Source organism: Cupriavidus sp. FW306-01-F10A, assembly GCF_058782785.1.
The window spans coordinates 86,600-99,056 of the sequence record NZ_JBYSYA010000017.1 but is presented as its reverse complement, the minus strand read 5'-3'; the positions used below and the strand labels follow the sequence as shown (position 1 = coordinate 99,056).

Below are 12,457 nucleotides of genomic sequence, written 5' to 3'. Positions count from 1 at the left end.
GGCCTGCCTGAGCGGGCCCGCCAGGTGCCATCGCGCCCATCCCCGATCCAGCGCGCCCTGGCCGTGCTGCGCGCGCTGTCCGATCCGGAAGTGCGCCGCATGAGCGACGTGGCGCGCGCCACCGGGCTCGATCCGGCCACGGCTTCGCGCATGCTCGAGCTGCTGGTGCAGGAGGGGTTCGCCACGCGCGACCAGGCGCGCCGCTACGGCATCGGGCCCGAGATCTTCCAGCTGGCAGACGTGGCGCAGCGGCGCGTGGACTTGCGCAAGCTGGCGCGTCCGGCACTGGAACGGCTGGTGGAGGCGTTCGAGGATACCGCCGTGCTGACCGAGGCCAGCCGTGGCGAGGCCGTGTGCACCGACCTGGAACCCGGCACATATGCGATACGGGCGAACTACGTGACGGTCGGCACGCGCCGGCCGCTCGGCGTGGGCGCCGGCAGCCTGGCGGTGCTGGCATGGCTGCCCGCGCCCGAGCGCGCGCGCCGGCTGCAGCAGACCACGCGCAAGCTTGGCAAGCACCCGCGGCTCGATGCGGCGTGCATCGCCGCGGAAATCGAGGCCGCCCGCGCGCGCGGGCATGTGCTGTTTCTCGATTGGGTGGTCGACGGCATGGGCGGCATCGCGGTGCCGATTCTCGACTATGAGGGCCGGCCGATCGGTGCCTTGAGCGTGGCGGCGACGAGTGCGCGCATCCGCTCGCGCGAGGCCGCGCTGGCGCGCAAGCTCAAGCAAGAGGCGCGGCGCATCACCAGCGCCTGGACGCGCACCGTGATACCGCCGCGGGCCGACGCATGCACGGACGGCCGGCGTGCCAGGGGGCGCCAGTCCGGCGGCGGCTGACGCCTACCCTGGCGAGCCTATGACGCCGGCCCGCGCAGCAGGCCGGCCAGCGCGTCAGGTATCTCGACTTCGAAACGCAGCACGGCACTGGCCAGCGCCTTGCCGTAGTTGTCGATCGCGAGGCTGCGCGACACACCGCCGCCGAGCGCGCCCTCCGCGACGAAGTTGAGCACCTGCAGCCCATCCACTTCATGGCGCGTGACCGCGCCCGTGAGCAGCGTGCCGTACAGCGCCTTGAACGCGGGTGCCGTCAGCTGGGCCTTGATATGCGGGTAGAACTCCGGCGCGTAGGCGATGACCGCCGTGTTCGAAGTATTGCCCTTGTCGCCGGAGCGGCTGTGTGCGAGACGTCGCAGTGGTACACGCATGGCGAATCCTCAGAGATAGTGGACCTGGGAGGTGATCAATGCGCGCGGCACCAGCGCCGACCAGACGCCGATGATCTCGCGCGTGCGCTCCTGGTGCGGCACGCGCTTGCCGGTGGAGGCCAGGCCGCAGACCGCCATGCTGTCGATCTCGCGGCCGACCTTGGCGGCTTCTTCGCGCGTGCGGGTGCGCGCGGCGACGCGGACCGCGATTTCGTTGGGCTCGCAGGCAGGCTCGGGCGAGGCCGCGCCGTGCACGGCGTTGACGCCGAGGAAGTCGATGCGCACCTCATCCGCCTGCAACCTTGCCATGGCAAAGCGCGCTTGGAGGATGCGTTTGGCCAGCCTGGCCTTTTCCAGGCAACCCGGTCCCGCGTAGAAGAACATGTCTTCGCCGATATGCCCTTCGGTGCAGCCCAGCGACACCTTGAGCGTATCGGTGCGCGGCTGCCCGCTCACGCCGCTGATGCGCACGCGGTCCGGCCCCACCTGTTCGAGCACCGCGGTCGAGAAGTCGACCACCACGTCCGGCGTGATGTAGCGGCGCGGGTCGTGGACTTCATAGAACATCTGCTCCTTGACCGTCTGCAGGTCGATGCGCCCGCCGCTGCCATCCACCTTGCCGATCACGGCGCTGCCGTCGGCCTCCACCTCGGCGATCGGGAAAGCCAGGTTCCATGGTTCCGGCACATCCTTGTAGCCGGGGTCGCCGAAATATCCCCCCGTCACCTGCGCGCCGCACTCGAGCAGATGGCCGATGGCGCTGCCGCGCGCAAGCCGTGTCACATCGTCCGGCGACCAGCCGAAATGATGGATCATCGGCGCGAGGAACAGCGACGGGTCGGCCACGCGCCCGGTGATCACGATCTGCGCGCCCGCGCGCAACGCGGCGACGATCGGCTCGGCGCCTTCGTATGGTTCGGCGCTGATCAGGGTTTCACGCAGCGAGGAAACCGGTGCGCCGCTTTCCAGCAGGGTGAGATCCAGCTCGCAGATGCTCCCGGTCAGGTCCGTGGTGGTGACCGCGGCGATCCTGACACCGGGCAGGCCCAGTTCCTCGCAGAGCTCGGCCACGCGCCGGGCAGCGCCGAGCGGATGAATCCAGCCCTGGTTGCTGATGATGCGCGTGCCATTGGCGATGCACGGGGGCAGCACTGCGCGCATGCGTTCGTCGAGATAGGTGTCGTAGCCGGCGAAGGCCGGGTCGCGCCGCTTGCGCACCTGCGCGGCAGATACCGTGGCCTCGGCCATGGTCTCGAAGCACAGGTAGTCGAGCTTGCCCAGGCGCGCCGAACGCTCGGCCGGCTCGACGCGGTCGCCCCACCAGCCCGATCCCGAGCCGATGCGAAGGGTGTTGGTCTTGGTCATGGTTGTCCTGTGTCAGGGGTTGGCGCTGCCGGGCGGTGTCATTGCGGCTTGATGCCGGCGGTCTGGATCACGCGCGACCATTTTTCCGTATCGCTCCTGATCTGCGCCGCGAACGCGGCGGAGCCTTCGCCGCCCGGCTCGGCACCAAGCTGTTCGATGCGCTTGCGCACGTCAGGCGTGGCCAGCACCTTGTCCACGGCCTGCTGGAGCTGGCGCACGCGCTCGGGCGGCGTGCCGGCCGGCGCGAGCAGCCCGAACCAGGAATTGACTTCATAGCCCGGCAGCCCCGACTCGCGCACGGTCGGCACGGAAGGCAGCACCGATGCCCGCCTGGCACTGGTGACCGCCAGCGCCGTCACCTTGCCAGCCTGGATCTGGGCGAGCGCGGACGGCAGGTTGTCGAACATCAGGTTGACCTGGCCCGCGAGCAGGTCCGTCATGGCGGGGGCGGCCCCTTTGTACGGCACGTGCTGCATGCTGACGCCCGCCATCATGTTCAGCAACTCGCCTGACAGGTGGGGCGACCCGCCGGTGCTGGTCGAGGCATAGTTGATCTTGCCCGGCTCGCGCCTGGCCAGCGTCACCAGTTCGCCCACCGACCTGGCGTTCAGCGTGCTGTTGACAAGCAGCACGTTGGGGGAATTGGCGACCAGCGTCACGGGCACGAAGTCCCGGGTGCTGTCATACGGCATGCGCGGGTAGATGAACTGGTTGGTCACCTGCGTGCCCAACGTGCCCATCAGTAGCGTATAGCCGTCAGCCGCACTGCGCGCCACGGCCTCGGCGCCGATGTTGCCGCCCGCGCCCGGGCGGTTGTCGACCACGATCTGCTGGCCCAGCGCCTCGCCGGCCTTCTGCGCAACCAGGCGCGCCAGGATGTCAGTGGTGCCGCCGGGCGTGAAGGGCACCACCAGCCGGATCGGACGCGAAGGAAAGGCCTCTGCCGCGCAGGCCGGTGCGGACCAGGCGCACAAGGCAGGCAGGGTGGCGAGCGCCGCAACTACGGCGCGCCGCTGGCGGGAATGACGCTGCATCGGGTTGTCTCCTGGGCGCGAGGCGGTGCGCGCGCATCTGGTTTCGTCGAGGGAAACTCTGTGTGGGAGATCTTAGGGAGCGGTACGAAACAGCGTCAAACGAATGCCGCATATTTTCACTGGATGAAAATTTCAGGCGGTTTCAGGCGGTTTCAGGCGGACCAGCTCCGTGGGCGCGTGGCTATGGAGCGCTGAACATGAAGCTTCGACCTGCTGCCGGAAGATGCGCCATGGTGGCAGGCGGATGCCGTCATCTGCAAGAGTGACCAGCGCAGCAAGCTTGTGTCGTCCATCGCCATGCTGGCCCGGGAGACCTGCGACTTCGGGCAGATGTTCCAGACCAGGTGATCGGCCGGCCTGCGTTCGGCCTGGCCGTATGGCCCGTTCGATAAATCCGGATTGCCCTCCGGTGCCGCTATCCCCCACTCTAGCCCTGTTTGATAAACCGACCGGCGCGACACGATAAGCGCGCCGGCGACATGGAGACGGTGCTATGTGCGTTCAAGCAAGCAGGGCCATGCTGGCCGGTATGAAGTGGGTCACGGGCGGGGCGCTCGGCCTGGCGCTTTCCGCGGGGGCGTTGGCAGCGGATGCCTATCCGTCCAAGCCGATTACGCTGGTGGTGCCGTTCTCGGCCGGAGGCCCGACCGATGTGGTGTCCCGGGCGCTTGGGCAGGCCATGTCGAAGGATCTGGGGCAGAGCGTTGTCGTGGAAAACAAGCTCGGCGCCGGCGGCACCGTGGCTGCCGCATTTGTGGCGCGGGCGCAGCGCGACGGCTACACCATCCTGATCCACCACAACGGCATGGCGACGGCGCCGGCGCTGTACAAGAAGCTCTCCTTCAGCCCTTTGAAGGACTTCGAGTACATCGGGCAGGTGGCGGATGTGCCGATGACGCTGCTGGGCCGCAAGGACCTGCCGCCGGCCAACGCGGCCGAGCTGATCAAGTACGTGCAGCAGAACAAGGAGAAGGTCTCGCTGGCCAATGCCGGCCTTGGCGCGGTTTCGCAGCTTTGCGGCCTGCTGTTCGAGGAGGCAGTCAAAGTCAAGATGACCTCCATTCCCTACCAGGGCACCGGCCCCGCGCTGACGGCATTGCTGGGCGGGCAGGTGGACCTGCTGTGCGACCAGACCACCTCGACGCTGCCGCATATCAACGCCAACCGGGTCAAGCTGTATGGCGTGACGACACCGAGCCGCATCAAGGCGCTGCCCAATGCGCCGACGTTGCAGGAAGGCGGCCTGAAGGGCTTCTCGATGAAGGTCTGGCACGGGATCTATGCGCCCAAGGGCACGCCGCCCGAGGTCACTGCCAGGCTGACCAAGGCGCTGCAGCAGGCACTGAAGGATCCTGCCGTGGCCAAGCGGCTTGACGACCTGGGTGCGGAGGTTGTTCCGGTAGACAAGCAGACGCCGGAAGGGCTGCGCACCTGGCTCCAGGCGGAAAGCGACAAGTGGCAGCCGTTGCTGAAGACGATGAAGGTGGAGGCCGACTGACATCCTGCAGGCGGCAAGCGCGGCAGCGCTTGCGTTCCGTTGGACCCTGAATGTACGCCGCGTGGCGATGGCTGCGCGGCGTACTTGCGTTTACGCGGCGCCCGCTGAGCAAGCTTCGGGTTAACACCGCAGTAGAAGCCCCAGGCATGCCGGCCCTTGATAGCAGCAGCGGAATTTTCTATTTCACCGTCGCCACGGTTGCTCGCTACCATCGTCTCAAAGGGTGTTGACGCGCAATGCGCCACCCAACCAAAACTATCTAACTGGAAGAGACATGAAACGCTTGCTTGCCCAAGTGGGGATCGGTGCGCTCATTTCGTTCAGCGCGCACGCCCAGGCTGCTTACCCTGACCATCCCGTCCGCCTGGTCGTAGGCTTCGCCGCCGGCGGCAGCACCGACGTGGTGGCGCGCATCGTGGCGAACAAGCTCGGCGCCTTGCTCGGGCAGCCGCTCGTGGTGGAAAACAAGGCGGGTGCCGGCGGCACCATTGCGACCGATGTGGTGGCCAAGAGTCCGGCGGATGGCTACACGCTGTTGTTCGGCACCAGTTCCCACGCCATCAACGCCACGCTTTACAAGAAGCTGCCGTATGACCCCGTCAATGCGCTGGTGCCGGTATCTGTGGTCGCGGGGGTGCCGATGGTGCTGGCGGTCAATCCTTCGGTAAAGGCGAACACGGCGAAGGAACTGGTCGAGGACATCAAGAAGAATCCTGGCAAGTACAGCTACGGTTCGGCAGGGAAGGGTAGCGCCGTCCATATGGCGGTCGAGTTGCTGCAATTCCAGGAGCACCTGAAGCTCACCCACGTTCCGTTCCGTGGCGCCAGCCAGGCGATCCAGTCGGTGATTTCCGGCGACGTCCAGCTCATCACCGATGCCGTGTCGACGGCTGCGCCCATGATCCAGTCCGGCCGCCTGAAGGCGCTCGCGGTCACGACTGCCACGCGTTCCAGCGTGCTGCCGGACGTGCCGACGATGAAGGAAGCGGGCTACGCCAATTATGAAACGTCGCTGTGGAATATGGTGATGGTGCCAAAGGGCACGCCGGCCCCGGTCATTGAAAAGCTGAGCGCTGCCTTGCAGACGGCTGTCAAGGACCCGGAGGTGCGTCAGCGCATGGAAAAGATCGGCGTGCAGCCCATCGTCGATTCCACCCCGGACAAGGCGGGCAAGTTTGTCCAGGCTGAGACGCGCCGGTGGGCCGAGGTCATCAAGGCCGCCAACATCGAACTGGACTGAACTGCCGCTGGCACCGTATCAGGCGCTGATCCAGGATGCACCGGGCCATGCGCCGTCGAGCACCAGCCGCTTCATCAATGCCACCAGCTCGGCGGAGACGAAGCTGGCTGCGGGTGTCAGCCTGCGGGTGGCCGCGTGCGCCAGCACGATGCGGCGCGACAGGTTGGGCGACACGATGGGTGCGCCGGCAAGGATGCCTTCCTCCATCTCCTCAGACACGGCGGAGCTGGGGAGCACGGTGTGGCCGAAGCCCTTGGCAACCAGGTTTTTCTGAACGGCCAGGGAGTTGGTCTCGACGGCGATCGTGGGGCTGAAGCCGGCGACCGCGCAGGCATGCTCGACCACGCTGCGCAGCCCGTGCGGGGCATTAGGCAGGATCAGCGGCAGGTCGCGGAAGCTCTCGACGGTTTGTTCCTCGCCTGGCGCAAGCGTGCCAGCGGGTCCCACCAGGTAGAGCTGTTCATCGAGCAGTGCTTCGGCGTGCAGGCCGGGAGAACTCTTGGTGTCGTAGAGCAGGGCGACCTCCACGTCGCCAGCCTCGAGCCACTGCAGCAGGTTCCCCGCGTAGCCGACGTTGAGACGTACCACCAGTTGCGGATGCCTGGCCTTCACCGTGGCAACCAGCTCCGCTGCCAGCAGTTCGCAAGTGCTTGGGAGTAGCCCGATGACCGCAGTGCCTGAAATCGCGCCAGACGCCGGCTTGATCTCCGCCTTGGCCCGATCGAGTTCCTGCAGCGCCCTGCGGCCGTATTCGACCAGCGTGCGGCCGGCGTCGGTCAGGACCATGCCATGGCGCTCGCGTTCGAAAAGTTCGACGCCGAGTTCCTCCTCGAGCAGGCGCACGTGCCGGGAAACCGCCGGCTGCACGATGCGCAGGAGTTCGGCCGCCTTGGTGGCGCTGCCGGTCTCGGCGATGGCTAACAGGGCGCGAAGCTGCTTGATGTCCATATCTGTAGAGGCCCCGGCCGGCATTCAACTTCGTGATTGCAGGCATCAATTAATTGTATTTCATGGTTCCAGCTAGTCAACTCTATGATAGCAAACGTTGTCCCCCGCTTTCCCCCTTTCATAACTTGCGCACCATGACGACAAACAACTCAGAGTCTCTTGCCTGGCAAGAGGACATCTTTCAGGTCCTTAAACAGAACGGCATCCGCCAGGTGGCCTACGTGCCCGACGCCGGCCACTCGCATGTCATCCGACGCGCCAAGGCCGACCCCGAAATCCGCGACGTGGTGCTCACCACCGAAGAAGAAGGCGTGGGCGTCGTCAGCGGCGCCTGGCTGGGCGGCGAACGCGCTGTGCTGCTGATGCAGAGCAGCGGCGTCGGCAACTGCGTGAACATGTTCTCGCTGCTGGAGAGCTGCAAGTTCCCGTTCTTCACCCTGGTGACCATGCGCGGCGAGTACGCCGAGTTCAATCCCTGGCAGAACCCGATGGGCCTGGCCACCCAGCGCGCGCTGGAGTTGATGGGCATCACGGTCTATCGCGTGAACTCGCCGGAAGAAGCCGCCGAGCTGGTCGACGCCGGTCTGGTTTCCGCCTTCGATGCTGGCAACCGCGTTGCCGTTCTCCTGTCCCAGAGCCTTATCGGCCGTAAAAAGTGGATGCGCTGATCCTATGACTACCTCTACCTCCAAGCCCGGCATCGACCGCCGCAAGTTCGTTGCCGAACTGCTGAAGCAATTTCCCGACGCGCTCCTGGTATCGGGCCTCGGTTCGCCTTCGTACGACGTGTTTGCCGCTGGCGACCGTCCCGGCAATTTCTATCTGTGGGGCGCGATGGGCGCTTCCACCTCGCTGGCGCTCGGCCTTGCCATCGCACAACCTGAGAAGACCGTGATCGCCATCACCGGCGACGGCGAGCAGCTGATGGGCATCGGCAGCCTGGCCACCGCGGCGGCGCAACAGCAGAAGAACCTGAACATCGTGATTCTCGATAACGGCCACTTCGGCGAGACCGGCATGCAGCAGAGCCACACCAGCCTGGGGACCAACCTGGCCCAGGTGGCGAAGGCGGTCGGCGTGCCGACGACGCTCGAGATCTCCGATATCGATGAGCTGGGCAAGCTCGCGCAAGCCATCAGGCAGGCAGACGGCATGACCGTGGCGCAGGTCTACATCTCGACCGACGAGCCGCAGCGGGCCCTGCCGCCGCGCGACGGCACCTTCGTCAAGAACCGCTTCCGCGAGCATCTCGGCTTCGCACCGTTCTGATCTGCCAACACCAACACGGACAGCATCGCGCCATGAAGCAGTATCAAATGTTCATCGACGGCACCTTCGTCAATGCAAGCGACGGTCGCTGGTTTGAAACCCGGAATCCCTTTACCGGCAAGACCTGGGCCGAAGTGGCCCGCGGCACCGCAGCGGATATCGACCGCGCCGTGCAGGCGGCCGACCAGGCGTTCCGCTCGGGCCCCTGGTCGGAGATGACTGCGACGCAACGTGGCTCCTTGCTGCGCAAGCTCGGTGACCTGATCGCAAGGGACGCCGAGCGGCTGGCCGAGTTCGAGGTGCAGGACAACGGCAAGCTGCTGGCGGAGATGGGCGCGCAGCTCAAGTACCTGCCGCAGTGGTTCTATTACTTCGGCGGGCTGGCCGACAAGATCGAAGGCACGGTCATTCCGCTCGACAAGAAGGGCTACTTCAACTACACCCGGCGCGAACCGCTGGGGGTGGTGGCCGCCATCACGCCGTGGAACTCGCCGCTGATGCTGCTGGCGTGGAAGATCGCGCCGGCTCTCGCGGCGGGATGTACCGTGGTGGTGAAACCGTCGGAGTTCACCTCGGTGTCGGCGCTCGAGCTTGCGCTGCTGTTCGAGGAAGCCGGCTTTCCCGCGGGCGTATTCAACGTCGTGACCGGGTTTGGCACCGAGGTGGGCTCGCCGCTGGTGACGCATCCGCTGGTCAAGAAGGTGACCTTCACCGGTTCGGACGCCACCGGGCGCGTGATCAACCAGCAGTGTGCGGCGCAGTTCAAGCACGTGAGCCTGGAGCTCGGCGGCAAGTCGCCGAACATCGTTTTCAACGATGCCAACCTGGATGACGCCGTCAACGGCGCCGTCTCCGGCATCTTCGCCGCGAGCGGCCAGACCTGTATCGCCGGTTCACGGCTGCTGCTGCAGGAAGACATCCACGATGTCTTTGTCGAAAAGCTGCTGGCACTGGCCGGCACGGCAAAGCTCGGCAACCCGATGAATGCCTCCACGCAGGTGGGGCCCGTCACGACGCCCGCGCAGTATGAAAAGGTGCTGTCGTATATCCAGATCGCGCAGGAGGAAGGGGCGCAGCTGCTGCTCGGCGGCAAGCCGGCGTCCTGCGGAGACGGATGGTTTGTCGAGCCGACCATCTTTGCCGGGGTCTCGCCCAAGATGCGCATCGCGCAGGAGGAGGTGTTCGGACCGGTGCTGTCCATCCTGAAGTTCAGGGACGAAGCCGAAGCCATCGCGATTGCCAATGACAGTTGCTATGGGCTTGGCGCCGGGGTCTGGACCTCGGATATCGGCCGCGCCTTCCGCATGTCGGAGAAGATCCAGGCCGGCACGGTATGGGTCAACACCTATCGCGCCGTCAGCTTCATGTCGCCGTTCGGCGGCTACAAGGACTCGGGCCTCGGCCGGGAAAACGGTATTGCCGCGATCGAGTCGTACCTGCAGACCAAGAGTGTGTGGATCAACACCGGGGCTGCCACGGGCAATCCGTTCACGATCCGCTGATTGTGTCTTGCCGAAGGCTGTGGCGGGGGAGCAAACCGGTAGCGGTTTGAAACGCATTATGACAGCGCGTTGTCAGGGCTCCCGCCCGCTGCCTGCGCCACCTCGATCAGTTCATCGATCAACGCCTTCGCGCACCCCGGCAGCCCTTCCAGTTCCCGCACGATCACCGCCCGCTCCCGGATCGCCCACGGTTCGTGCAGCTCGATGATCTCGATTTTCATCGTCTGCCGGTGGCGCAACGCGGCCGATAACGGCACCACGCCAATGCCGACGCCTGCCTCGATCATCCGGCACATCGCTTCAAAGCTGCGGATCTGGATGCGGATCTGCAGCTTGCGCCGCTGGTCGCGGACCAGCTCGGTAAGAAAGGCATGCAGGGTGCTGCCTTCATGCAGGCTGACATGCTCGTAGTCGAGCGTGTCTTCAAAAGCGAGGTTCGGCTTCTGCGTCAGCGGATGGCCGACCGGTGTGGCCAGGACCAGCTTGTCGGTACTGAAATGGATGACCTCCAGACCTTTCGAGGTCACCGGTCCGGAGATGATGCCAAGGTCCGCGCTGCCGTCCAGCACGCCGCGGATGATATCCCGCGTCAGGCGTTCCTGCAGGTCGACGGTGACGGCGGGGCGCTCTGACATAAAGCGCGCCAGCACCTCCGGCATGAACTCCGTCACCGCAGTGGTGTTCGCGAAGATGCGGATATGACCGACCGAGTCCTTGGCGTATTCCTCGAACTCGCTCTTGACATGCTCGAACTGGCGCTCGATCACCCGGGTATGCCGCAGCAGGCGCTCGCCGGCAGGGGTCAGGGCAAGGCCCTTGCTTTCCCGATAGAAGAGACGGGTGCCTAGCTGGTCCTCCAGCGCCTTGAGCCGCGCGCTCGCTGCGGCGGGCGAGAGAAATGCCTTGCGCGCCCCACGCGACAGGTTTTCCTCCTCGGCGATGCGTGCAAACAGCCTCAGGTCGGCAAAGTCAAAATGCATAAGTGCTCCTTCCGCTGAACTTTACCAAGGCGTCAGATATGTCGCAAACCAGCAAGTCTTCAGTGTTTTCGGCGCAGACGAACGGCTGCTTCGAGAAAACGAGATTTACCCAAGCCTGCGTCGCTGCGAGACTTGCTCAGAGGCGAATTGCATCGCCGACAGAATTCCCGTCGTTCGTTGCCGCCATGGCAGTTCGACCGCAATCTTCCCCGAAAAGGCTGCTATGCGTCCCCTCGATGGCATTACCGTGGTTTCCCTGGAGCATGCAATCGCTGCGCCGTTCTGTACCCGCCAGCTCGCCGACCTGGGCGCGCGCGTGATCAAGGTCGAGCGGCCCAGGGTCGGCGACTTTGCCCGCGGCTATGACGAGCGGGTGGATGGCATGTCATCGCACTTCGCCTGGACCAACCGCTCCAAGGAAAGCCTGGCGCTGGACCTGAAACACCAGCAAGCGCCGGCCATCCTGCAGAAGATCCTCGACAAGGCGGACGTGCTGGTGCAGAACCTGGCACCGGGCGCCGCCGACCGGCTGGGCCTGTCCTACGAAGCGCTGTCGCAGCGCTACCCGGGCATCGTCGTCTGCGATATCTCCGGCTATGGCAACGACGGCCCCTACCGGGACAAGAAGGCCTATGACCTGCTGATCCAGGCGGAGTCCGGCTTCGTCTCCATCACCGGCACGCCGGAGAGCCCGTCCAAGGCAGGCTGCTCGATCGCGGATATTGCCGCCGGCATGTATGCGTACACCAATATCCTGGCGGCGCTGCTGCAGCGCGGCAAGACGGGCAAGGGCGCCCATATCGACGTATCGATGCTGGAAAGCATGGTCGAGTGGATGAGCTACCCCCTTTACTACGCCTTCGACGGCGCCACGCCGCCGCCGCGCGCCGGCGCCTCGCACGCGACCATCTTCCCCTATGGCCCGTTCACGGCCTTCGACGGCAAGACCATCATCCTCGGCCTGCAGAACGAGCGCGAGTGGGAGGCCTTCTGCCGGGTCGTGCTGGAACGGCCGGAGCTCGCCACCGACGCGCGCTTCGTCACCAACTCCCTGCGCGCCAGGAGCCGCGAGGCGCTGACGCAGATCATCACCGACGTCTTCTCCGCACTGACCATCGACCAGGTGGTCGCTAGCCTGGAGCGCGCCCAGATCGCCAACGCCCGCATGAACGATATGCGCGATGTCTGGAACCACCCGCAGCTCAAGGCACGCGAGCGGTGGACGTCGGTCAGCTCACCCGTGGGCGTGATTCCCGCACTGTTGCCGCCCGGCCTGCCGAATGCCTTCGAGCCGCGCATGGACGCGATCCCGGCCCTGGGCGAACACAGCGAAGGCCTCCTGCGCGAACTCGGCTACACCGCCGACGACGTGTCGCGCCTGCGTACCGAAGGCGCCATCTGATCCCCCGG

At 65.7% G+C, this 12,457-nt stretch carries 12 protein-coding genes; 7 read left to right on the top strand and 5 right to left on the bottom strand.

Features of this window, described 5'->3' with window-relative positions:
* The first annotated feature begins 24 nt into the window (after positions 1-24).
* Positions 25-843, top strand: a complete 819-nt coding sequence (locus tag AC3WLF_RS22530; protein WP_492319470.1) for an IclR family transcriptional regulator — start codon at positions 25-27, stop codon at positions 841-843.
* A 17-nt stretch (positions 844-860) separates the two neighbouring features.
* On the opposite strand, the gene AC3WLF_RS22525 is transcribed toward AC3WLF_RS22530, so the two are convergent.
* From AC3WLF_RS22525 to AC3WLF_RS22515, 3 genes are read right to left on the bottom strand one after another with little or no spacing between them, the layout of a single operon-like run.
* Positions 861-1,211: an AtuA-related protein gene (locus tag AC3WLF_RS22525; protein ID WP_492319471.1), complete on the bottom strand. Its 351-nt coding sequence runs from the start codon at positions 1,209-1,211 to the stop codon at positions 861-863.
* Positions 1,212-1,220: 9 nt separating this feature from the next.
* Positions 1,221-2,576 carry an acyclic terpene utilization AtuA family protein gene (locus AC3WLF_RS22520; RefSeq protein WP_492319472.1) on the bottom strand — a complete coding sequence of 452 codons (1,356 nt, stop codon included), beginning with the start codon at positions 2,574-2,576 and terminating at the stop codon, positions 1,221-1,223.
* 38 nt (positions 2,577-2,614) lie between these two features.
* Positions 2,615-3,610, bottom strand: a complete 996-nt coding sequence (locus AC3WLF_RS22515; RefSeq protein ID WP_492319473.1) for a Bug family tripartite tricarboxylate transporter substrate binding protein — start codon at positions 3,608-3,610, stop codon at positions 2,615-2,617.
* A 517-nt stretch (positions 3,611-4,127) separates the two neighbouring features.
* Between AC3WLF_RS22515 and AC3WLF_RS22510 the strand changes: the two genes are divergently transcribed.
* The gene (locus tag AC3WLF_RS22510) at positions 4,128-5,108 is read left to right on the top strand and encodes a tripartite tricarboxylate transporter substrate-binding protein (RefSeq protein WP_492319474.1); all 981 of its coding nucleotides are present in this window, start codon (positions 4,128-4,130) and stop codon (positions 5,106-5,108) included.
* A gap of 226 nt (positions 5,109-5,334) precedes the next feature.
* Complete coding sequence (locus AC3WLF_RS22505) at positions 5,335-6,348, top strand: Bug family tripartite tricarboxylate transporter substrate binding protein (protein ID WP_492319475.1); 1,014 nt, start codon at positions 5,335-5,337, stop codon at positions 6,346-6,348.
* Positions 6,349-6,366: 18 nt separating this feature from the next.
* On the opposite strand, the gene AC3WLF_RS22500 is transcribed toward AC3WLF_RS22505, so the two are convergent.
* Positions 6,367-7,296, bottom strand: a complete 930-nt coding sequence (locus AC3WLF_RS22500; RefSeq protein WP_492319476.1) for a LysR family transcriptional regulator — start codon at positions 7,294-7,296, stop codon at positions 6,367-6,369.
* A 134-nt stretch (positions 7,297-7,430) separates the two neighbouring features.
* Here AC3WLF_RS22500 and AC3WLF_RS22495 point away from each other — a divergent pair, with 134 nt between their 5' ends.
* The 3 genes from AC3WLF_RS22495 to AC3WLF_RS22485 are packed head-to-tail and all read left to right on the top strand — an operon-like array spanning position 7,431 to position 10,067.
* The gene (locus tag AC3WLF_RS22495; protein WP_492319608.1) at positions 7,431-7,964 is read left to right on the top strand and encodes a phosphonopyruvate decarboxylase; all 534 of its coding nucleotides are present in this window, start codon (positions 7,431-7,433) and stop codon (positions 7,962-7,964) included.
* Positions 7,965-7,968: 4 nt separating this feature from the next.
* A complete protein-coding gene (locus tag AC3WLF_RS22490; RefSeq protein ID WP_492351374.1) occupies positions 7,969-8,565 on the top strand; it encodes a thiamine pyrophosphate-dependent enzyme in 597 nt (198 codons plus the stop codon).
* A 32-nt stretch (positions 8,566-8,597) separates the two neighbouring features.
* Positions 8,598-10,067, top strand: coding sequence for an aldehyde dehydrogenase (locus tag AC3WLF_RS22485; RefSeq protein WP_492358867.1), 1,470 nt, complete (start codon positions 8,598-8,600; stop codon positions 10,065-10,067).
* A 56-nt stretch (positions 10,068-10,123) separates the two neighbouring features.
* Here AC3WLF_RS22485 and AC3WLF_RS22480 read toward each other — a convergent pair whose 3' ends face one another.
* Positions 10,124-11,047: a LysR family transcriptional regulator gene (locus AC3WLF_RS22480; RefSeq protein WP_492355976.1), complete on the bottom strand. Its 924-nt coding sequence runs from the start codon at positions 11,045-11,047 to the stop codon at positions 10,124-10,126.
* A gap of 223 nt (positions 11,048-11,270) precedes the next feature.
* Between AC3WLF_RS22480 and AC3WLF_RS22475 the strand changes: the two genes are divergently transcribed.
* Complete coding sequence (locus AC3WLF_RS22475; protein ID WP_492358866.1) at positions 11,271-12,449, top strand: CaiB/BaiF CoA transferase family protein; 1,179 nt, start codon at positions 11,271-11,273, stop codon at positions 12,447-12,449.
* Positions 12,450-12,457 lie beyond the last annotated feature (8 nt).